Source organism: Reichenbachiella sp. 5M10, from assembly GCF_002742335.1.
Taxonomy (GTDB): domain Bacteria; phylum Bacteroidota; class Bacteroidia; order Cytophagales; family Cyclobacteriaceae; genus Reichenbachiella.
Map to the genome: position 1 here is coordinate 4,411,078 of NZ_MDGR01000007.1, position 20,535 is coordinate 4,431,612.

General features: G+C 43.4%; 21 protein-coding genes. 7 read left to right on the top strand and 14 right to left on the bottom strand.

Annotated features, from left to right (window positions below; all coding sequences use genetic code 11):
- The first annotated feature begins 117 nt into the window (after positions 1 to 117).
- A complete protein-coding gene (locus BFP72_RS18010; RefSeq protein WP_099600465.1) occupies positions 118 to 420 on the top strand; it encodes a DUF4286 family protein in 303 nt (100 codons plus the stop codon).
- Here the strand turns inward: BFP72_RS18010 and BFP72_RS18015 are convergent.
- Both BFP72_RS18015 and serS read right to left on the bottom strand, forming a co-directional pair.
- A complete protein-coding gene (locus tag BFP72_RS18015) occupies positions 417 to 875 on the bottom strand; it encodes a GNAT family N-acetyltransferase (protein WP_099600466.1) in 459 nt (152 codons plus the stop codon). The two genes, BFP72_RS18010 and BFP72_RS18015, sit on opposite strands and share 4 nt — an antisense overlap.
- Positions 875 to 2,149, bottom strand: coding sequence for a serine--tRNA ligase (gene serS, locus BFP72_RS18020; RefSeq protein ID WP_099600467.1), 1,275 nt, complete (start codon positions 2,147 to 2,149; stop codon positions 875 to 877). The genes BFP72_RS18015 and serS overlap by 1 nt, the downstream gene beginning before the upstream one ends.
- 276 nt (positions 2,150 to 2,425) lie before the next feature.
- Here serS and rho point away from each other — a divergent pair, with 276 nt between their 5' ends.
- On the top strand, positions 2,426 to 4,120 hold the full coding sequence (rho, locus tag BFP72_RS18025; RefSeq protein ID WP_099600468.1) for a transcription termination factor Rho: 1,695 nt from the start codon (positions 2,426 to 2,428) through the stop codon (positions 4,118 to 4,120).
- 239 nt (positions 4,121 to 4,359) lie between these two features.
- A complete protein-coding gene (locus BFP72_RS18030) occupies positions 4,360 to 5,094 on the top strand; it encodes a hypothetical protein (RefSeq protein WP_099600469.1) in 735 nt (244 codons plus the stop codon).
- Between the two features lie 56 nt (positions 5,095 to 5,150).
- Here the strand turns inward: BFP72_RS18030 and recG are convergent, their stop codons facing one another.
- From recG to mutY, 5 genes are read right to left on the bottom strand one after another with little or no spacing between them, the layout of a single operon-like run.
- Positions 5,151 to 7,238, bottom strand: a complete 2,088-nt coding sequence (gene recG, locus BFP72_RS18035) for an ATP-dependent DNA helicase RecG (RefSeq protein ID WP_099600470.1) — start codon at positions 7,236 to 7,238, stop codon at positions 5,151 to 5,153.
- 8 nt (positions 7,239 to 7,246) lie between these two features.
- Positions 7,247 to 7,825, bottom strand: coding sequence for a gliding motility lipoprotein GldD (gldD, locus tag BFP72_RS18040; RefSeq protein WP_099600471.1), 579 nt, complete (start codon positions 7,823 to 7,825; stop codon positions 7,247 to 7,249).
- Entirely contained in the window at positions 7,826 to 9,145 is a 1,320-nt protein-coding gene (gldE, locus tag BFP72_RS18045) for a gliding motility-associated protein GldE (protein ID WP_099600472.1), read from the bottom strand.
- A 17-nt stretch (positions 9,146 to 9,162) separates the two neighbouring features.
- A complete protein-coding gene (locus BFP72_RS18050; RefSeq protein WP_099600473.1) occupies positions 9,163 to 9,609 on the bottom strand; it encodes a single-stranded DNA-binding protein in 447 nt (148 codons plus the stop codon).
- 25 nt (positions 9,610 to 9,634) lie between these two features.
- Positions 9,635 to 10,726 (bottom strand): A/G-specific adenine glycosylase, encoded by a 1,092-nt coding sequence (gene mutY / locus BFP72_RS18055; protein ID WP_099600474.1) that lies wholly within the window; start codon positions 10,724 to 10,726, stop codon positions 9,635 to 9,637.
- 123 nt (positions 10,727 to 10,849) lie between these two features.
- On the opposite strand from mutY, the gene BFP72_RS18060 reads away from it, so the two are divergent.
- From BFP72_RS18060 to BFP72_RS18070, 3 genes are all read left to right on the top strand, one after another.
- Positions 10,850 to 11,140 (top strand): HU family DNA-binding protein, encoded by a 291-nt coding sequence (locus BFP72_RS18060; RefSeq protein ID WP_099600475.1) that lies wholly within the window; start codon positions 10,850 to 10,852, stop codon positions 11,138 to 11,140.
- Between the two features lie 7 nt (positions 11,141 to 11,147).
- Positions 11,148 to 11,963 (top strand): tetratricopeptide repeat protein, encoded by an 816-nt coding sequence (locus tag BFP72_RS18065; protein ID WP_099600476.1) that lies wholly within the window; start codon positions 11,148 to 11,150, stop codon positions 11,961 to 11,963.
- 166 nt (positions 11,964 to 12,129) lie between these two features.
- A complete protein-coding gene (locus BFP72_RS18070; protein WP_099600477.1) occupies positions 12,130 to 13,680 on the top strand; it encodes an Rne/Rng family ribonuclease in 1,551 nt (516 codons plus the stop codon).
- A gap of 17 nt (positions 13,681 to 13,697) precedes the next feature.
- Here BFP72_RS18070 and BFP72_RS18075 read toward each other — a convergent pair whose 3' ends face one another.
- Positions 13,698 to 14,351 carry a porin family protein gene (locus BFP72_RS18075; protein ID WP_099600478.1) on the bottom strand — a complete coding sequence of 218 codons (654 nt, stop codon included), beginning with the start codon at positions 14,349 to 14,351 and terminating at the stop codon, positions 13,698 to 13,700.
- A 79-nt stretch (positions 14,352 to 14,430) separates the two neighbouring features.
- Between BFP72_RS18075 and BFP72_RS18080 the strand changes: the two genes are divergently transcribed.
- The gene (locus BFP72_RS18080) at positions 14,431 to 15,477 is read left to right on the top strand and encodes a gliding motility lipoprotein GldB (RefSeq protein ID WP_143520126.1); all 1,047 of its coding nucleotides are present in this window, start codon (positions 14,431 to 14,433) and stop codon (positions 15,475 to 15,477) included.
- Here the strand turns inward: BFP72_RS18080 and BFP72_RS18085 are convergent.
- The 6 genes from BFP72_RS18085 to BFP72_RS18110 form a co-directional block, all read right to left on the bottom strand.
- On the bottom strand, positions 15,443 to 16,606 hold the full coding sequence (locus BFP72_RS18085; protein ID WP_099600480.1) for a glycosyltransferase family 4 protein: 1,164 nt from the start codon (positions 16,604 to 16,606) through the stop codon (positions 15,443 to 15,445). The two genes, BFP72_RS18080 and BFP72_RS18085, sit on opposite strands and share 35 nt — an antisense overlap.
- Positions 16,607 to 16,782: 176 nt before the next feature.
- The gene (locus BFP72_RS18090; protein ID WP_099600481.1) at positions 16,783 to 17,199 is read right to left on the bottom strand and encodes an OsmC family protein; all 417 of its coding nucleotides are present in this window, start codon (positions 17,197 to 17,199) and stop codon (positions 16,783 to 16,785) included.
- Between the two features lie 61 nt (positions 17,200 to 17,260).
- Positions 17,261 to 17,581, bottom strand: coding sequence for a DUF6686 family protein (locus tag BFP72_RS18095; protein ID WP_099600482.1), 321 nt, complete (start codon positions 17,579 to 17,581; stop codon positions 17,261 to 17,263).
- Positions 17,582 to 17,633: 52 nt separating this feature from the next.
- A complete protein-coding gene (locus BFP72_RS18100) occupies positions 17,634 to 18,569 on the bottom strand; it encodes a DUF6607 family protein (RefSeq protein WP_099600483.1) in 936 nt (311 codons plus the stop codon).
- A 4-nt stretch (positions 18,570 to 18,573) separates the two neighbouring features.
- Positions 18,574 to 18,999, bottom strand: coding sequence for a DoxX family membrane protein (locus BFP72_RS18105; RefSeq protein ID WP_099600484.1), 426 nt, complete (start codon positions 18,997 to 18,999; stop codon positions 18,574 to 18,576).
- Between the two features lie 9 nt (positions 19,000 to 19,008).
- Positions 19,009 to 20,523: an HmuY family protein gene (locus BFP72_RS18110; protein ID WP_099600485.1), complete on the bottom strand. Its 1,515-nt coding sequence runs from the start codon at positions 20,521 to 20,523 to the stop codon at positions 19,009 to 19,011.
- Between the last annotated feature and the right edge of the window lie 12 nt (positions 20,524 to 20,535).

Here is a 20,535-nt window from a genome sequence, read left to right on the forward strand (position 1 = left end):
AATGTAAACTTTGTTGGATCAGGATTTAGAATTCTTCGACGAATGACGGAAATAAATCTATTACTTTGATAAAACCGGGGATTAATGGATTTTTGCTGCATACAAACAATTTGAATTATGGTACTCTATAACGTTACGATGAATGTGGATAAAAGGATTGAGTCAGATTGGCTTCAGTGGATGAAAACCATTCATATTGAGAAAATGATAGCTACAGGACATTTTGTAGAGTGCAAGGTTTTTGAATTGCTCAGTGATGAGCCTCAAGGGACGACCTATTCGGTGCAGTTTTTTGCAAAGAATGAAGAGGATATCTTGGCGTTTCAAGAGTCTCTAGGCGAACAGTTTCATCACGAGATCATTTCAAAGTATGGAGACAGTGTGATGCTATTTCGTACGATGCTCAAGCAAGTGCACTAAGCAAAGTCCAAGTGGCAGTTGACCCACTCTTCGTCAAAGCTCGCTTTGTAGGTTTTGTAAAAGTTGAGAGCGGGCTCGTTCCAGTCCAGGGCTTGCCACATCATGCCTGTGCATTTTTGGCTTTTGCCAAAAGCAATGGTGTGATCCATCAGGAGTTTTCCTACGCCGTTTCCTCGTTCAGACTCTGTCACGATGAGGTCTTCTAGATACAAACGTTTGCCTTTCCAGGTGGAGTAGCGGTAGTAGTAGAGGGAGAGGCCTATGATTTTGTCTTGGGATTCAGCCACGAAAAAGCCAAAGATGGGTTGAGGTCCGAAACCGTCCTCTGCCATTTTTTCTAGAGTGTTGTTGACTTCATGGAGAGCTTTTTCGTAGATAGCGAGTTCTCGGATCAGCTCGAGCACAGCAGGCAAGTCTGCTTTGACACCTTGTCGGATTGAGTAGGTCTTTTGCATTAGTCGATGATTTTGAACCCGGTGTATTGGGTCAGTATCTCTGGTAGTTCGATGCCCTTGTCTGTTTGTCCGTTTTCGAGTAGGGCAGCGATGATTCTTGGGAGTGCAAGTGCACTACCATTGAGTGTGTGCAGGAGTTGTTTTTTGTTGTGCTCGTCTTTATAGCGTAGTTTGAGACGGTTAGCTTGGTAGTTTTTAAAATTGCTTACCGAACTGACTTCCAACCACCTTTTTTGTGCTGCAGAGTACACTTCAAAATCATATGTGAGGCATGAGGTGAAACCCAAGTCGCCTGCGCATAATTTTAAGATTCTGTAAGGCAATTCTAGTTTTTGTAGTAGCGTTTCTACGTGCTTGACCATTTGCTCCAATGTCTCGAAGGACTTGTCTGGGTGCTGTACTTGCACGATCTCGACTTTGTCGAATTGATGCAAGCGGTTGAGTCCTCTCACATGAGAGCCCCATGAGCCAGCTTCTCTTCTAAAACATGGAGTAAAGCCTACATTTTTGATTGGTAGATCTTTTTCATCTAAGATCACATCTCTATATAGGTTGGTCAAGGGCACCTCAGCTGTAGGTATGAGGTACATGTCTGTATCGGATAGGTGGTACATTTGACCTTCTTTGTCTGGTAGTTGCCCTGTGCCATAGCCGGAAGCTTCATTGACTACTATTGGGGGTTGAATCTCATGGTATCCAGCTTGTTGGGCTTCATCCAAGAAAAAGTTGACCAAAGAGCGTTGTAGTCGCGCTCCTTTGCCTTTGTATACAGGAAATCCCGCACCTGTGATTTTGACACCCAGATCGAAATCGATGATGTCGTATTTTTTGATCAACTCCCAATGTGGCAAAGCTTGACCGTCTAGTTCTGGGATAGTGTCTACCGTGTAGATGATTTCATTATCTTCTTCTGATTTGCCTGTAGGCACTTGATCCTCAGGGATATTAGGGATCTGGTAGAGTTTGTTTTCAAGCGCTGTCTTCGTTTCTTCCAGTGTTTGCCCGAGATCTTTGGATTTAATTTTGAGATGGGCCGTTTGCTCTTTGGCAGAATTGGCTTCTTCTTTTTTACCCTCTTTCATGAGGAGGCCTATGGACTTGGAAACTTGATTGGATTCAGCCAAGACTTCGTCCATTTCTGTTTGTGTATTTTTTCTTTTGAGATCCAGTGCGATGACTTCTTCCAGCAGTTCGTTCGCGTTTTCTATTCCTCTTTTTACTAAGCCGGCAACAAATTGCTCTTTGTTGTCAATAATGTCTGAAACCAATAACATATCTGATGTATTCTATATTGAGGAGCAAATTTATAACATCAGACCGTTATTGGACTATTATAATTACGCTTTATAGGAGGATGAAATAATATAATATATATTTGCGTATGATACGTGGTTGGTATATACTTGTGCCACCATCAAATGTGCTATTTCTTTTCTGCTTCTCGAGCAGTGCTGTAGGTTTAGCATTCACACATTACCGATTATATTCAAAATACACACATCAGAATATTAGGCTTACTAAGTTAAGCACAGATCTTTATAAGAATTATTATGTACAACATCGAAGAATTGAACGATAGGTTGTTGTCGGAGCTAAAGGATATAGCTGACAACCTAGGGATCAAAAATTTTAAAAGAGCGGCTAAGAAGGATCTTATTTATAAGATATTAGACGAGCAGGCTGTCAACCCAGAGCCTGCAAAACAAATCAAGGCTAAGGAAGAGAAATCTAAAAGCACTGAGGCCCCTCAGAGCGAGCCAGTAGCAGAAAAGGAAGTGAAAAAGGAAAAGCCTCGTCGAGACAACAAGCCGAGAGCGGAGAAAAAAATCAACGAAGACAAGGAACCTAAAAAAGTTGAAGTTGATAAAGGAACTGCAGATGTATTGAAGTCATTCAATCTTGACGTGGATTCTTCTGCAAGCAAGGGGGCTCAGCCCAAAGCAGAAGCGAGTGAGTCAAAACCAAAGGCAGAACCGAAAGAGTCGAAGGATTCTTCTCCTGAAAACAAAAGAGAAAGAAACGACAGGCCTGAGAGAAGGGAAAAGCAAGAGAATAGAGGGAATCAAGATCGTGAAAAACGTCCTGAAAAAACATCTAAAAAGAACGAATACAACAACAGTGTCAAGGATTTTGATGGTGTGATCGAGAATGGCGGTGTATTGGAAATCATGCAAGACGGTTATGGTTTCTTGAGATCGGGAGATTATAACTATCTCGCTAGTCCTGATGACATCTATGTGTCACCTTCACAAATCAAGCTGTTTGGCTTGAAAACAGGGGATTCGGTTATTGGCCAGATTCGTCCCCCGAAGGATGGTGAGAAGTATTTTGCATTACTAAAAGTGACCACTGTCAATGGCAAGACTACCGAAGAAATTAGAGATCGAGTGCCGTTTGAGTATTTGACACCATTGTTTCCAGAGGAGAAATTAAACTTGAGTTACAAGCCGACAGATTACTCTACTCGTGTGATGGATTTGTTTTCTCCTATTGGTAAGGGCCAAAGAGGTATGATCGTGGCTCAGCCCAAAACAGGTAAAACCGTTTTGCTCAAAAACGTAGCGAACGCTATTGCCCAAAATCATCCAGAGGTTTATTTGATGATTTTGTTGATCGATGAGCGACCTGAGGAAGTGACCGATATGGCTCGAAGCGTCAAGGCGGAAGTGATTGCGTCTACTTTTGATGAGCAAGCAGAGAAGCATGTCAAAGTAGCTAACATTGTCTTGGAAAAAGCAAAAAGAATGGTTGAATGTGGTCATGATGTTGTGATTCTGTTGGATTCGATTACGCGCTTAGCAAGAGCACACAACACTGTAGTGCCGTCTAGTGGCAAGATTTTGTCAGGGGGTGTGGATGCCAATGCACTGCATAAGCCGAAGAGATTCTTTGGAGCAGCTAGAAATGTAGAGAATGGCGGGTCTTTGACTATTTTGGCAACAGCCTTGATCGAGACAGGTTCGAAAATGGACGAAGTAATCTTTGAAGAATTCAAAGGAACCGGTAACATGGAGCTGCAGTTGGATCGTAAATTATCTAATAAGCGTGTCTACCCTGCGATTGATATTCCTGCTTCGGGTACTCGTAGAGAGGACTTGTTGATGGACAAAGATGAGCTATCTAAAGTATGGATTTTGAGAAAGTTCATGGACGACATGAACTCTGGCGAAGCGATGGAGTTCTTGCTTGGCAAAATGAAAGGAACAAGAAACAACGAAGAGTTCCTCATTTCGATGAATGGATAATTAAGCTCAGTAGTCATCGGCAGAGGCCATGATGAGATCATATATATTAGCTTTAATTCTGCTCTGAGGTCATTCCGAAAGGGGAAATCTCGTGCAGAGTTAAAGTTTTTTTTATGTAATTTTAGCAATGCCTCGGTATGCGGATTACGTATTTTATATATATTTGGCTAATTTCTGTATTAGAAATAAAAGAAGTAAAAAACCTTAACTACAAATACCACTAATTAAAGCTTAACGCTATGAATAAAATCGATCAAAGCCTACTGGATACTTGGAACACGTACGGTCACTACGTTTCATATGCGATCGCAGGTGTAGGGTTGCTTATACTATTGAGTCATTATTTCAAGTTGCTGATTACAAAGGATTACAAGACAAGATATGATTACATCAATATGTATGAAATCAATTTGTTGTGGTATAGTGCCTTGTTGATAATTATTGCAGGAGCTGTATATGCCAATACCTTGGTGACCGAATCAGGAATACTATGGTTTGTGGTGAGACTATTTGTGAGCACAATGTTTGCAATCATTGCAGGGGTTATTGTTCAGAATATCTTGAAATTTTACTACCCATTCTATATTGAAAAACGATTGAAGCAGCTTCGTTTTGCTCCAAGGATTTCACCTGATGGTAGAAAGATGAAATTGTTGAGTGAGGAAGAAGAAGATGTGTACCTTGATGAAGGAATGCAGGCAGAAGAAGATGCTTTCTCTGTAGACTATGATGTATGGATTGACGAAGAATCAGGGTTTACTAAAATTGAAAAATACAACGGTAGATTGCATGCATTGAAGTGCTCTGAGTGTAACTACCAGACGTTGAAAGTCAACAAAGAGGAAATTGTACAGTCTCCATCTACAACCGAAGAAGGTGAATTGGTTAAATTTTTCACTTGTGGATATTGTGGACACAAGGAGAAAAAGTCGTTTAGCATAGCGAAGTTAAAGGCGGAAAGCGAAGTGTCTTAACACTTATTTCATAAAGGTATTGAAACCCTGTCAGCGATGTCAGGGTTTTTTTATGCCTAAGATATATTGCTCCACAGAAGTTGGCGCTTGTGTGTGTTGAGGTGAATTTTGAGTATGGGGTATTGGTCTAGGCTTGGGTTTTTTTCTAAGATGGTTCGGGCCTGTTCGCGGGCTTGTTTGAGCAGCTGCCCATCGTTGGTGATATCGGCAATTTTGAGGTCAAGAACTCCGCTCTGCTGTGTACCCATTAGGTCGCCAGGCCCACGTAGCTCTAAATCTTTTTCGGCAATCCTAAAGCCGTCTGTAGTGTCAACCATGCATTTGATGCGCTCTCGGGCTTCTTTGGATATTTTGGAGCCGCTCATGAGTATGCAGTAGGATTGGTCTGCTCCCCGCCCTACCCGGCCTCTCAATTGGTGCAACTGAGAGAGGCCAAAGCGTTCTGCGTTTTCGATGACCATGACCGAGGCATTGGGGACATTGACACCTACCTCGATGACTGTTGTGGCGACCATGATTTGTGTCTTGTGTTCAACAAAACGCCGCATTTCAAACTCCTTGTCAGCAGCCTTCATCTTACCGTGTACGATGCTGATTTGTTGATTGGGAAATGCTCGAGTGATGCTTTCATATCCATCCATGAGGTCCTTGTAGTCCAATTTTTCGGATTCTTCTATCAGAGGATAAACGATATATATTTGACGGTTCTCTTCAATTTGTCTACGGATGAAACCAAAGAGCTTGGATCGGTTGGAGTCAGTCAGATGAGTGGTCTTGATGGGTTTTCTTCCTTGTGGCAGCTGATCGATGGTTGAGATTTCTAAATCACCATAAAGGGTCATGGCCAAGGTTCTTGGGATTGGGGTAGCTGTCATCACAAGTACATGAGGGTAGTGGTTTTTGTTTTTTTGCCATAGCTTGGCTCGCTGTGCAACTCCAAAGCGGTGTTGCTCATCGATGACGGCTAATCCTAGGTTTCGAAAGGCCACGTTGTCTTCGATCAACGCATGTGTTCCGACGACTATGTCAAGCTCTCCTGATTGTAGTTGCTCTAGGTTAGTTCTTTTTTGGCTTTTTTTAGTAGACCCTGTGATGAGGGCAGTGTTGAGCCCTAGTTGTTTGCTAAATTCAGACAAGCCGTGATAATGCTGAGTAGCGAGGATCTCGGTAGGAGCCATGATACTGGTCTGATAGCCACTACTGATGGCAATGAGCATGCAAATGAATGCGGTGATGGTTTTGCCACTACCAACATCTCCTTGCATGAGACGATTCATTTGATATCCTGATTGGAGGTCGGTGTATATTTCTTTGATGACCCTTTTTTGTGCGTCTGTCAGGTCAAAGGGGATGTGGTCTGTATAAAATTGATTGACGAGATGACTGTTTTTGAATACAATGCCTTGGTGTTTTTCTTTTCGTTCCGATTTTTCTTGGAAAATTTTGATTTGAATGAAAAATAACTCGTTGAATTTTAGTCGCTTGAGAGCCTTGTCTAGTTGTTCTTGGTCGTTAGGGTAGTGAACCCAAGTGAGTGCAGATTTGAGCCCAATGAGCTCATTGCTATGTAGTAAGTGAGGGTCTAGATTTTCTTGAATTTGAAAGCTTGGGCTCTGAAGGAGCGCTTTGACGAGTTTGGCGATGGCCTTGCTATCTAGGTAGCGTTTCTTAAGTTTTTCGGTGGTGGAGTATACCGGGTGGTAGCTATTGCTGGTCTGCTCGTTGCTTGGCGTGACAATTTCAATTTCCGGGTGGCTGATTGAGTATTGACCGTTGAATACGGAGGGTTTGCCGTAGACGACATATGCAACGCCTTGTCGGAGCTTTTTCATCATCCAGCTCGCACCAGTAAACCACACCAATTCTATTTGCCCTGTGGAGTCAACGAATTGAGCAGATAGTCGTTGTTTTCGGGCTTGCCCTTTGAGTCCAAAGGACTGGAGTGTTCCTTTGATTTGTACGAAGGAGTCTGTTTCAGAGATGTCTTTGATTTGATGAAACTCGGATCTGTTTTCGTAGCGAAAGGGATAATAGTGCAGGAGGTCCTCATAAGTAAATATGGCCAATTCTTCTTGGAGTAGTTTGGCTCTAGTGGGGCCTACTCCTTTCAGGAATTCTATTTTCGTGTCGAGAAAAGAGGCCATAGGACGGACTAGTTATTCCATTCGAGTGTGTTAAGCATATGGATCATGTCCATTTTGATATGGTCAATCACAGGTTTGAGTGAGTCATTGGCTGTGGAGGTTTTGAAGTATAGTGCGCATCTTAGAAAATTCTCTGTGGAGTCCGTGACATGAAATTGAAATTGACTTGGCACTTGACCTGAGAGCTCCATGAGTGTTGCGTTCATTCCATTCGGTAGTGGGATGACACTTTCTTCGATGGCATAGGCCTTGACGCCATGTTCAGAAGTTAGTTTGTAGGAATCTCGAAGTAGCTCTTCAAGTACGGCACGACTGTTTTGGACAGGTTTGTAGGTGACCTGAATATCTGCATCGTATGCGGGATAATAGAGGTCAATCCAGTAGCGTTCCGAAATCCAAGATTTGTCTTTGATGATTCGTGCGGCTTGAGGGTATTCAAACTGATAAGGGAAACTGTCTGGGATTGATTGATAGGTGGAAGGCGTCAATTCAATCCTGTTGTAGCCCTTCGGCTTGGGGACAAAATTGGACTCACCGCATGAAGCGATCAATAGAAGGATGAGGGTATAGCCAATGACTTCTTTCATTTATCTTTTGATTACGACTCTTACTTTTTTTATTCTCTTTTCGTTGACCGAAGTAATTACAAAAGTGTAGCGATCAAAGATGATTTTTTCTCCAGCGTAGGGTAAGGTGGAGTTGATTTCTAGCAGTAAACCGCCGAGGGATTCACTTTCTCCTTTTACTTCTTCGAATACCTTGTGGTCTACGTCAGTGATTTTGCAAAAATCCATGATAGAGGTTTTGCCCTCAAAAATGAAAGTGTTGCTATCTATTTTTTTGTATTCAGCATCCGTTTCGTCATCGAATTCATCATTGATTTCACCAACGATTTCTTCGATGACATCCTCCATAGTGATTAGGCCTGAGGTACCACCGTACTCATCTACTACAATGGCGATATGTATTCGTCTTTCTTGAAAATCTTTGAAAAGAGTATCTATTTTTTTGGTCTCAGGAACAAAATAACCTGGTCTTAAGAGTTCTTGCCAGGCATAGTCTTCTTCTTCGTTGAGGTGGGGTAGGAGATCTTTGATATACAGGATGCCTTCGATGCGGTCTATGGTTTCCTTGTATATGGGGATTCTTGAGTATCCTGTTTTGTTGATTTGATTCATCAATTCATGAAAGTCGGTTTCTATGTCTAGAGCCGTGATGTCCATCCTAGATTTCATGATTTGCTTGACAGATAGTGTTCCGAAGTTTACGATTCCTCTGAGGATACCTTTTTCTTCTTCGGTTGTTTCGGTGTCTGTAGCGAGTTCTAGGGCTTGGTTGAGTTCATCTACAGAGACATTGTAGCCTTTTCGGACGATTCTTCGCTCGATTACACTACTGACCTTGATGAGTAGCCATGACAAAGGACTAAAAAAATTGTTAGAGAGGGTGAGTAGTTTGGAGGTCTTTTGAGCGAAAGACCAGTTGTTTTGATTGGCGTATACTTTGGGGACAATCTCTCCCAGAAACACGATGAGAAAAGTGACAATAATAGTCAAGATTCCGAGGACACTTTCGGTAGAGTAGTACGCAGCGGTCAAATGGAGTGTCGCATAAGTTGTCAACATCACGATGGAGATGTTGATGAAGTTGTTGAGAATGAGGATTGTCGCAAGGAGCTTTTTGGGATCCGAAAGGAGATGGATGATTCGCTTGTTTTTGGGCGAATCATCTCCATCGTGGATGACTTGATCGAGGGAAAGCGAGAAGTAAGCTACCTCTGACCCTGAAACCAATGCGGACCCTATGAAGAGAAGCCCGATCAAAAGCAAGTTGCTAATCAGAAAATAGATTTCAGGACCAGAGAGAAAAGCTGTGAGTATGTAGTTTCCCGGAAATGGGTCGTCCATTAGATATCAATTAGTTTTTAAAAAGGAAGATCGTCAATTTCGTTTGAATCTTCCACGGTAGAGTCTACGATTTCCGAATTAGAGGGTTGACTAGCCGCCGCAGGAGGGGTGGAGTTGTCGGCCCCTTCTTGTCTCGGCCCACCTAGTAGGGTCATTTCTCGCCCGACTACTTCTGTGATGTATTTGGTTACACCGTCTTTGTCTTCGTATGATCGAGAGGTCAACTTGCCTTCTATGTATACCTGGTTTCCTTTTTTGAGATACTTTTCAGCGATTTCAGCGAGAGGAGACCAGAGCACCATGTTGTGCCATTCGGTTGTCGTGACACGTTCGCCTTGTTTGTTTTTATACGTTTCACTGGTTGCAATAGAAAAATTTGCCACTGCTCTACCATTGTCGAGGTGTCTGACTTCTGGGTCTCTGCCCAAGTTTCCGACTAGAATTACTTTGTTTACTCCTGCCATGATAATAGGTTGTTTTGATTGGAAATTAATTGAATATAGAGAACTCACTCGCCAAAAACGTTTCTATCGGTTTTGGTACGGCTAAGCCTTCTAGTTTACTAATATGCAATGCTTCCAATTCATATTTCTGACAAATTACTTCAAAATTCTGCCATTCTTTGATTTCAACGAGGTGAAAATGAATGTGCAACTTTTGATGGCTGAGGAGGTGCTTGTATTCTTGTGAACTATTCACGTTTTGCACTTCCTTTAAGCCCAGTTCTTTTAACAATTCAAAAATACGGTTTTTTGAGAGTATATCGGTTTCGAAAAGGAGAAAATCATACAGTCCTTGCCATATATCTTTGCCTTCTCTTTTGTGGACGAGTAGAGAGTCCTTATGCTTGAGTACGACATAGTCCATGTAGCGGTCCTTGACTTTGATCTTTTTGGTTTTGATCGGGAGTGTATGTTGTTCTTTTTTGCTCTTGGCAAAACAGGATGTATGGACTGGACAGTCCTCGCATAGTGGCTTTTTGGGCAGACATATCCTAGCTCCCAATTCCATGACGGCCTGATTGAAGTCCCCAGGGTTGTCTCTAGGCATGATTGCTTGTCCTTGCTCAAAGAATATTTTAAAGGTTTTGCCTAAGGAGATGTCTTCGTATATCCCAAAATACCGCGCATAGACCCGAAAGGCATTGCCGTCTATAGCGGGTACCGGTTGATCAAAGCAGATCGAAGCGATGGCTGCCGCTGTGTACTTGCCTATACCGATGAGTTGGATGAGGCGGGCATAGTTTTGAGGGAACTGGCCATGCTCATACTCGACGATCTGGTGAGCACACTTATGCATGTTGCGCGCTCTTGAATAGTAGCCGAGTCCTTGCCAGAGCTTGAGGATGTCATCCAAAGGGGCTCGTTCAAAATCATAGATCGTGGGATAGTGCTCTACAAAATTCTGATAATATGAGGTACCCTGCGCTACGCGTGTTTGTTGTAGGATGATTTCGGATAGCCAGATTTTGTAGGGGTCTTTGGAGGCTCTCCAGGGTAATTCTCTGTGGTTCAGCGTGTACCATACTGATAAATTATTCGTGAATTTGTCGGCAATCGAAGAGTCTATTTTGGCTTTCAATCCGGAATATTATTTCTAAGTGAGCGAATTTTTACTTTAATTTGCGGTTCTGAATTCGTAGGAGTTCAGTTGGCTAAAATAGCTTTAAAATCAAGATTTCTACTACATATAAATTAATTCAACGTGACGAAAGCAGATGTGATCAACGAGATCGCCGAGAAAACAGGAATAGACAGATTGGATGTCCAAGCTTCAGTGGAGGCATTTTTTAGCGTAGTGAAAAGTTCAATGGCCGAGGGAGAGAACATTTATGTTCGTGGTTTTGGGAGTTTCATCAACAAAAAAAGAGCAAAGAAAATAGCTCGAAATATATCAAAGAATACGGCGATGGTGATCGATGAGCACTACATCCCTAGCTTCAAACCTTCAAAGGTGTTTGTAGAGAAAATCAAAACAAGTAGCAAAATAGGATAAACAACACATGTCACTACATCGTTGGGTAATATTGATCGGCGGCCTGGGGCTCGTCTTTATTCTCTTTACATTGCCTAAAGTTGTGGTGGACAATGATGCGATAGAGACGGAGATAGCCGATTCTCAGGCGGAAGCTGTAGATGAATCACATGGCTTTTCCTTCAGTGCAAAGGATGTAGAGCGACGGAGCTCTCTCTTAAAATTGTTGGAGACTTCCTCTGGGCAAGAAAAAAGTGTTATCTTTGCGGACTCTTTGGCTAGGTTGTACCTATCATACAACATGTTGGACAGTGCGGGGTATTTCGCAGATGAGATATTGAAGCAAGATTCATCATGGTTAGGTCAGCTGAAAGCAGGAGAGATTTATTTCCAATTGTTTGGGATTTCGTTGAGTCAATCGGACTTGGCGAGGTATAGCCATAAGGCTGGGGAGTGTTTTCGGCGTGTGTTGGCACGTGAGTACAGCCCGGATCTAGAGGCGAAGTTGGGAATGACGATGGTAGTTTCTGACAATCCTATGCAAGGAATCACAGTGCTACGAGGAATACTAGAAGAGTATCCCGAAAACATCACAGCTCTGTATAGTCTAGGGTTGCTGTCCATACAATCTGGTCAGTATGAAAAGGCGATAGGGAGGTTTGAGAAATTGATGACTATTGATCCGACGAATCAACAAGCTGCTTTTCTTTTGGCAACCAGCTATTTTGAGACTAGTCAGTATGACGAAGCGGGACGATGGTTTGAAAATATAAAAAGTACTAGTACTGACCCAGCGATTTTATCCTCGACGGATCAATACTTGAAGAAGTTAAATGAATTATAAATTTTAAAGATTTTTTGTTATGCCGTGTGGTAAAAAAAGAAAAAGACATAAGATCTCTACTCACAAAAGAAAGAAGAGACTAAGAAAGAACAGACACAAGAAGAAGTAATTGTGCTTTCTTGGGTTATTTGAGTTTATCAAGTTTTACATATTAAACATTTAAGAATTGAGTAACGAATTAATAATTAATTCAACTCAAAATGGATGTCGAATAGCCCTTTTAAAAGATAAAAAATTATCCGAGTTCCATCAAGATGATGATGGGCACCAATTCAATGTAGGTGACATTTATCTAGGTCAAGTCAAAAAGGTTGTGCCTGGATTAAATGCCGCCTTTGTTGATATTGGCTATGAGAAGGATGCATTTTTGCATTATTTGGATCTCGGACCTCAACTGCAGTCACTTAATAAGTATACCAAGCAGGTACTCTCTGGAAAAATGACCGGAAAGAATCTCAATGGTTTTAAGCGGCTACCTGATATCAATAAGTTGGGGAAGATGAACCAGGTTTTGTCAAAAAACCAACGCGTTCTCGTACAGGTTGTAAAAGAACCTATTTCTACAAAAGGGCCAAGACTATCCAGTGAGTTGTCAATTGCTGGTAGGTACATAGTACTCGTTCCGTTTTCTGATTCAGTGAGTGTCTCAAAGAAAATTGCGGACAGTGCTGAAAGAAAAAGATTACTTCGTCTGATCAATTCGATCAAACCAGAGAATTTTGGAATTATTATCCGTACAGTCGCACAAGGAAAAGATGTGGCTGAGTTGGATAAGGATTTGACCAATTTGACCGAAAAGTGGTCAAAAGGTATGCAAAGGCTGAAACAAGTGAAGCCTAACGAAAAGGTGATCGGTGAAATGAACCGAGCCAATTCAATACTACGTGATGTACTCAATGAGTCGTTTGACAGTATAGTAGTTGATGAAAAGCAACTCTATCAAGATGTCAGAGAATTCATTCGAGAGATTGCTCCTGACAAGGAAAAAATCACCAAACTCTACAATGGTAGAGCAAAAATCTTCGAAGCATACGGCATAGAAAAGCAGCTCAAGGGCTTGTTTGGGCAGTCTGTGAGCATCGATGGAGGTGGCTACCTAATCATTGAGCATACAGAAGCTCTTCATGTCATAGATGTCAATAGTGGCAACAAATCCAATGCGGAGGACAACCAAGAAAGCACTGCTTTGAAAGTGAACTTGGATGCCGCAAGAGAAGTAGCCAGACAATTGCGACTTAGGGATATGGGAGGAATCATCGTCATCGATTTCATCGATATGCGAAAAGTGGAGAATAAGAAAGCCCTTTTCCAAAAGATGAAAGATGAGATGAAGACAGATAGATCGAAATTTACGATCCTGCCTTTGTCTAAGTTTGGATTGATGCAAATCACCAGACAGCGAGTGAGACCAGAGCTCAATATCAAGACGAGGGAAGTATGCCCGTCCTGTAATGGGTCAGGAAAAGTCACTGCATCGATTTTGGTGACCGATCAGATCGAAAAAGATGTGGAGCATATCATGCTCAAGCAAAACGAAAAGAAGCTAACCATTTCGCTTCATCCGTATTTGTACGCGTATTATACCAAAGGCTTGATTTCAAGACAATGGAAATGGTACTTCAAGTACAAACGATGGATCAATTTGGTAGAAGATTCGTCAATGGCCATTCTAGAATACAAATTCATCAATGGTTTAGGAGAAGAGATCGCACTTTAGTGCGATCTTTTTTTTGGTTAAAACTTGAGTCCAATCTTGAGGTATAGCATGTCCGTGCGGATGACGAGGTCTTCAGTGATATCGTTGTTTTGGTTTTTGACGACATTGACTAGTCCACGGTCGTAGAATACACCGCCATATATCAAGGTATTGACCCCTGCTCCATACTCCACTCCTGCTCCTCCTGTAAAGGAGACGTCAAAGAACCTGAATTCATCAATCATCACATTGCCAGCTTCGACATCTTGACTATGAAGCAAAATCTCACCCATGAATCCCAGTTGAAAGAAGACCTTGAGGTCTGGTTGGATTTCACTGGTGTAAAGCTTGAGCGTAACCGGAAGCTGTAAGTACTGAAGTTTATACTCCTCAGTTTGGTTGATCATCTCACTAGTCCCTTCGTTGAATCCGCTGGATTTGATTTCGAGCTTTTTGGGGGCATAGATGAGTCCTGTGGCAAATGCGTAAGTTTCCGTGATTGGAAACTCAAATTCCAATCCAAATTTTGCCCGAAAAGGAAGGCCTTTTTTGTTGACATGCGTATCATCCGTGTTTTGGTAATGCACTTGATTGAAGTTGAGGCCAGGAGCGACCATCAATCCGATACGGGGCTGTGCATAACTAACAAGTCCAGTAAAAAGGAATAGTATTAACGGTAGGTTTTTCTTCATGAGAATAAAATAAATACTTTTGTTCGATCCGAATAGTCTTACAGGACAACAGAACGGTACAAATCTAAATGTCAGAAAATTGAAGATAGAAATTATTTCTCGAATTATTGAAAAAAGTCTAGGGCTAGGGCTGTCTCTGGGGGTGTTGGTGGCTTGCGAATACAATGCCTGTGATGCCGTGTCTCAATATGATCATGTGTCTGTGGAGATCCCAGTGAGGCATTTGGAAGGTGAGATCAGTGAGTTAGGTACGTGGGAGGAGACGGCTAGTTATTTGGGAGACCATCGGGTTGTTGCAGATTATTTTTTGGATGCCAATCAGTACCCAGATGATAGTATTTTGGCGAAGCGTTTGTATCGTTTGATGCAAAATCCGCACATTGATTCGTTGTATATGGAAGTAGACGAGTATTTTGTTGATTTTGATCAAAAGGTAGTCGCGGAGCTAGAAGGAGGTTTTCGCTTCATCAAATATCATTATCCAGAGACGCGTGACCCTAGAGTAGAGACCATCATTACTGGGCAGTACAATGATCTGTATGTGTCGGATTCATTGATAGTAGTGGGTTTGGATTTTTTTATGGGAATGAATGGGAAATACCCTCCCAATGATGTGCCAGCGTATATCGTACAGCGCTACATGAAGGAAAGCGTAGCTCCTATTATTTTGAGTTTTGTATCCAATGAATACAATCACATCGATCAGTCACATGGGACACTTCTGGCTGATATGATTAATGTCGGTAAGTCGTATTATTTCGTCTCCTCGGCACTGCCGTGTAAACCAGATTCACTGATCATAGGGTATACTGCCGAAGAAATGACGCTAGTCGAAGCAAACCAAGAGGTCATTTGGGCGAACCTCATCGAGAATGAACTGCTGTATGAGACGGATCATTTCTTGAAAAATAAGTTCGTAGGAGAAAGTCCAAATGTCTATGAGATCAGTGAGAAATGTCCTGGACGAGTGGGGGCATGGGTCGGGTGGCAGATCGTTCGAAAATACATGGAGAACAATCCTGATGTGACACTACAGGAGTTGATGAAAGAAACTGACGGGCATAAGATTTTTCAAAAGTCGGGTTACAAGCCTAAGAATGTGGAGCCCCTACCCTCACTGATATAAACTGTAAGAGTGTATGGCTCTGTAGTTTGAGGTCAAAGCGTGTCTCAGCAAGATGGCGCGAGTGACCTTGATAGCGTTGCAACAAAGAGGTGTCATTGAGAAATGGCCTTATTTTTTGAGCGAAATCCTCACTTGAGTCATGGGCAAAGTAGAAGCCGCATTCGGAAGAAGTAATTAATTCACCTATCCATCCTTCAAAATTTGTAATGATGAGTTTACCGGCTGCTAGTGCGTCAAACAGTTTGTTGGGGCTGCCGGTAAAGAGGCTGGGGTAATTGGCAAAGGATATAAACATGGCATGGGATTGGTTGAGGACTTTGGCCATGCCGATTTTGTCTTCAAAGTCACGGACTTCCACATTGGTGAGCTGTAGATCCGCCACCTCTCTTTCTATCTTCGGCTTGTCTGCTCCTGCTCCGATCAATATGAACCGCACGGGTAGGTCTTGGATTTGATGTGCGATCTGAATGATACGTGAGAGGTCATTAGCGAGACCAAATGTTCCTGTATAGCAGATGACAAACTCGTCACCGGATGGCTGTGGAGCAGGACGAAAAAAATCACAATCGCTGATGTTGTACACTGTGGCGACTGGAGTTGACGGACAGGCTTCTTGTATGTAGTCTGTGATCGGGGGAGACATGCCGATGTTGCCTAGGGCATGGCGATAGAAGAGTTTTTCCATCCCAAATGTGATCTTTTTTAGGAAGCGGGCATTGATGAATCCCATCTCGACAGGTACCAAAGGCCATAGGTCTCCTACTTCAAAAAAATAGGGCCTTTTGTGAAAAAGCTTGTTGTAAAGGCCGATCAAACCTGTTGTCAGAGGAGTTGTCATGATGTAGCAGAACCCAATGTCTTGGACCTTGCTGGATTCGATGCATGCGAGCCAGGCATAATGTAGGAAGGCTTTGACTCGTGCCCAAAACTTGTACGTATTGTCATAGGGTACGTGCAGGTAGACGGTACGAATTCCATTGATGTTTCTGTGTGTTTTGGGTCCGTTGTGAGCGGTAATCATCGTCACTTCATAGCCTTTTTTGATCATTTCGAGGGCAAGCAGGTAGGACCTGATGCTGCCTCCATCGGATGGAGTTTTGAAATGTTGATGAAAATAAAGGACCTTCAAAGTGACAGTAGTTGACGATATTGTTTGTGCTTCGAATTTAGTATCATCTATTGTATCCTACTAGCAAATGGTAGATTCTATGTGACCGAACCGTCATGGAAGGAGGCTTTGCTCGATTGGGAAAGTGGGTATAAAGTCATAGGTAGGGCTATGCCCTACCTGCATCGCCTACAGATTTAGGCTGAGACGATCTCAAAACTATGTGTCATATCAATCTCTGGAGAGAGCGATGATGCGACACTGCAGTAGCTGTCCACGGCTAGATCAATGATACGTTCGGCTTCTTTGTCGGTGAGATCCGGTGAGGTGATGATAAATTTTTTGTGGATCTTGATGAATTTGGCAGGGTGTCCTTCGGCACGCTCGGCGACAGTTTCGACCTTGAGATCGATGAAGGTCTTGCGGCGCTTTTTGATCATCGATACGATATCTACAGCCGCACAGCCTGCGAGACCGGATAATACAAGGTCCATGGGGGATTGATTTTTCTTTTCGTCTTGAGGGTACATGTCCATCGCGACGGTATTGCCCGCCTGATTGGTTGCTTCGTATTCTTTGTCTGCTTTGTAGACTAATGTCGAGGTAAGTGCCATGTCGAATGTTTGTTTGTCAACTAATAGGGCAAAGATAAGTCAGCGGATGCATCCGTGGGAATCAAATCAAGGCTTTTACTTCGAGCATCAAGATACTCTGTTGTAGTACATCACACAGCAGTTCGAATTCGTGTCTACGGAGGTTGAGCTGGATGTCGGGTTGTGGGGTTTGGACGATGATGCGCTCGCTCTGATCTGGAAACAGGATGACGTGATCTTCGAAGCGAACGCGCGCCAAGCCACGACAAAAGCGGTAGAAGTCTTTGGGGTCGAACCCAATCATGATGTGGTGGTAATGTAGGCCGAAGCGTTTGCATCCGCGACATTGGCTGACACAGTAGTTGGCTCCTTCGACGAGGGGGATGGGCTTGCAGTGACTCATAGTGGGTAGAGAAAGTGTGGGGTGCGTGATGTGCACCCCACACAGGGTTGGTTTACAGCGAACTGAGCAGTTGGTTGCTTTTTAAATGCATTTGAATGACTTCTCTGATTTTGGTTTTGGCCAATTCAGAATTATAAATATCCTCACTCATCATTTCTTTTTCTAGTCCGAAAAGTCGTTGATACAAAATCTTGTCATCGACTTTCATTTTGATGGAGATGTCTTTTTTCTCGGCGAATAGCTCATCCCAAACCACGCGTACGTCGGCCCAGTAGACTTGATTGGTTGCCCACCACGTTTTGGCTGCTTGGCATTTTGCCTCTTCCACTTTGGTGTAGGTGTTCCACCCTTTCTCTTGTGCGATCAATGTTTCTCCATCGTCAGCACGTTGGATTTTGTCATTGTCCTGCTCGTGTACCCATCCGTAGTCTGTGATTTCTTGTCGGTTGGTACGGGCCATGACGTTGTAGTCGCTGCGCTTGGTTCGGTCTCTACGAGGGAGTGGTGCATCGGCAGTGTTTTCCCAATAGTGGCGGCCGTCGTAGTGTACCCATGTCGCAGAGCCTTCGTAGCGAGGACTATCATCAACTTGATATACTTTTTGAGTCCATTGACCAGCAACTTGCTTGGAGGATAGACTTGTGTACTTCCACGTGCTGTTTTTTTCGTACTCGTAGAGGTCAGTGTTTTCATAGAGCCAGTCTTGTCTCCAGTGTTTGATGATCATGGTGTCACTGATGACGAGCAAGTGTTGCAGGACGATTTTGTCTTTGCTGTCTTCGACCGGTAGGACGTATTCGAGCGCTCCTGTTTTGTAATTGTCATAAAAGCTGTACTCAGCGTTGGGTGAGAAGGTCTCGGCAAAATTGAAAGAGACAGTATAGCAGCCACACATGTCTTTGATGGCCTGCTGGTCTTGTTTTTTTTTGTTCTGAGCCGTGGCTGAGAAAGCCAGCAGGGAAAGAACGAGGATGGTCAATTGCTTCATAGTATTATATGTTTTGATTTAAAAAAATGAATTTTAATCGGGGGTAGTCAAAAGCCAGCAACACGAGGTTGGCAGACAGATACAAGCCCGTAAGGAAGAGGTCGGGTAGATCATGCCCTTCGAGAAAGACATGAAATAGGAATATGTTGAGCGTAAGGGGTACCGCCATGACGGCACCCAATAAGGAAAAGACCTGGCTCAGCAGAAGTAGACCGCAGAGAATTTCTGCTACGCCCAAGAAGGGCCAGAAGTAACCGCTCTGTTTGAGTCCTCCTACGAAGGCCTTGATCTTGACTACATGGTCAGGCAACTCCTGGCTCACTACTGATGTCGACGGTTTAGGAGCCTTGGGCAAGAACTTGTTGATCCCGCCGTACACCAGTAGCAATCCAAGGGTTATTCTGATTGTGAATAAAATGATTGTTTTCACGCTGAGGTCTTATTTGAGTTGTGCATAGACGAACTGACCATAGCCTCTTTCACCCTCTTCGCTGAGGAGTTGGGTAAATTGGAGTTTGAAGTAGTTGCCGTCGAGGTCTTTGATGACATAGTAGCGGTCGTCTTTGGCGATACCTGCACTGCTGTCTCTCCAATCACTCCCTATGACAGCTCTATTGTCGCTGATGAGGTTTTCTTCATGGACGTCACTGAGAGAGAATGCTTCGTAACTTGGTACGTCGTTTTCGCTTATGGAGCCCTCCTCGTCTTTGGTGTATGTGATCACTTCATAGAGTGATACCCCATTGAGTGTATTGTGAAGGGCGTAATCAGAGTAGGTCAATCCAGCACCAAATCCAAAATCGAAACCATAGTAGGAGTATACGCCACTGAAGTTGATGTCCCAGTTTTCTTTGGCAGGCTCGACAGCTACCTCACTGCCTGCGGTCATGCTGAAGTAGGTGTGGTTGTATGTTGGGGTTTTTGCGATCGTTACTTCTTGGTGTGTCTTCGCATCGAGTGCCGCATATTGCAATTTGTAATTGTCACCATCTAACAAGACTCTGATTTTGTAGATACCTCGAGATTCTCCTGTGGTGGTGAGGCCTCCTTCGGTATTGTGCTCAGCTGGTATGCTACTGCCTAGAGATATGAGGTAAACTTTATTTTCACTGTCTGTAGCCGAAATTTCGGCAATGGCAGTGGATTCCAATTGACCATCTTTAGCGTCAGTGTATGAACCATACATGCTGTAGCCGATAGGTAAACCTGCGGTTAAATCTGTGACGTTGCTGACCGTGACTGGCTGGCCATATGAGGTCAACTCCAAGGGGGGGGTAAAGACGGTCTCGGAGGAGACTGCATCAATGTCTGTAAATTCGGTGAGCTCAGCAGCGGTGACAAGCAAGGCCGCATTGAGGAATACTCGGTTCTCTGTGCCAGAGTAAAAGGCCAGTTCCCAAGTATCTCTTCTTACGACCGTTTGGGTAAATGTACTCAAGTCTATGTAGCACTGGTTGGGCATGTTTGATCCACCAGTGAGTAGATCTATGACCCCTCCGTCGGCGATGACTTCTTCAAACTTGATGGATAAGGCGGGACTGCCGACGATTTCTACAGATTCTTCTCCTGTGATAGACGAAAGGGAAAGCTCTAGCGAGTTGCCAGCAGGTAAAAAGTCGACCAGACGAGTGACAGTGACTTGTGCACTTTCGGCACCTACAGGTACGGTCAGAGTGATTACTCCGTCGACCGCTGCGGGGGAAGTCTGGTAGTCTGTGCCGTAGCTCACGCCTTGTTCTGTGAGATCCAAGGTGACGGTTGATTCGATGATGGTCGGTATGGAAAAGTTGACCACTACCTCTCTGCTTTCGTCAGCGGCACTGAGGCCGATGGTGTTGGTCTGGAAGCCTGCCTCAAAGAGACGTTCTACGCCATCTTCTGAGTCACACGCGGTGAAAACAAGGAGGATTCCTGCCAACAATGAGAGCGTTTTAAATGTGATTTTTGGTATCATTCGTTTTATGAA

Excerpts from the sequence above, each read along its gene's own strand:
- BFP72_RS18075 (WP_099600478.1), bottom strand. The coding sequence starts at position 14,351 with ATGAAGAAAAACCTACCGTTAATACTATTCCTTTTTACTGGACTTGTT.
- BFP72_RS18030 (WP_099600469.1), top strand. The coding sequence starts at position 4,360 with ATGAATAAAATCGATCAAAGCCTACTGGATACTTGGAACACGTACGGT.
- BFP72_RS18065 (WP_099600476.1), top strand. The coding sequence starts at position 11,148 with ATGTCACTACATCGTTGGGTAATATTGATCGGCGGCCTGGGGCTCGTC.
- recG (WP_099600470.1), bottom strand. The coding sequence starts at position 7,238 with ATGGCCTCTTTTCTCGACACGAAAATAGAATTCCTGAAAGGAGTAGGC.
- BFP72_RS18095 (WP_099600482.1), bottom strand. The coding sequence starts at position 17,581 with ATGAGTCACTGCAAGCCCATCCCCCTCGTCGAAGGAGCCAACTACTGT.
- BFP72_RS18100 (WP_099600483.1), bottom strand. The coding sequence starts at position 18,569 with ATGAAGCAATTGACCATCCTCGTTCTTTCCCTGCTGGCTTTCTCAGCC.
- rho (WP_099600468.1), top strand. The coding sequence starts at position 2,426 with ATGTACAACATCGAAGAATTGAACGATAGGTTGTTGTCGGAGCTAAAG.
- BFP72_RS18090 (WP_099600481.1), bottom strand. The coding sequence starts at position 17,199 with ATGGCACTTACCTCGACATTAGTCTACAAAGCAGACAAAGAATACGAA.
- BFP72_RS18010 (WP_099600465.1), top strand. The coding sequence starts at position 118 with ATGGTACTCTATAACGTTACGATGAATGTGGATAAAAGGATTGAGTCA.
- BFP72_RS18050 (WP_099600473.1), bottom strand. The coding sequence starts at position 9,609 with ATGGCAGGAGTAAACAAAGTAATTCTAGTCGGAAACTTGGGCAGAGAC.
- gldD (WP_099600471.1), bottom strand. The coding sequence starts at position 7,825 with ATGAAAGAAGTCATTGGCTATACCCTCATCCTTCTATTGATCGCTTCA.
- gldE (WP_099600472.1), bottom strand. The coding sequence starts at position 9,145 with ATGGACGACCCATTTCCGGGAAACTACATACTCACAGCTTTTCTCTCT.
- serS (WP_099600467.1), bottom strand. The coding sequence starts at position 2,149 with ATGTTATTGGTTTCAGACATTATTGACAACAAAGAGCAATTTGTTGCC.
- BFP72_RS18110 (WP_099600485.1), bottom strand. The coding sequence starts at position 20,523 with ATGATACCAAAAATCACATTTAAAACGCTCTCATTGTTGGCAGGAATC.
- BFP72_RS18015 (WP_099600466.1), bottom strand. The coding sequence starts at position 875 with ATGCAAAAGACCTACTCAATCCGACAAGGTGTCAAAGCAGACTTGCCT.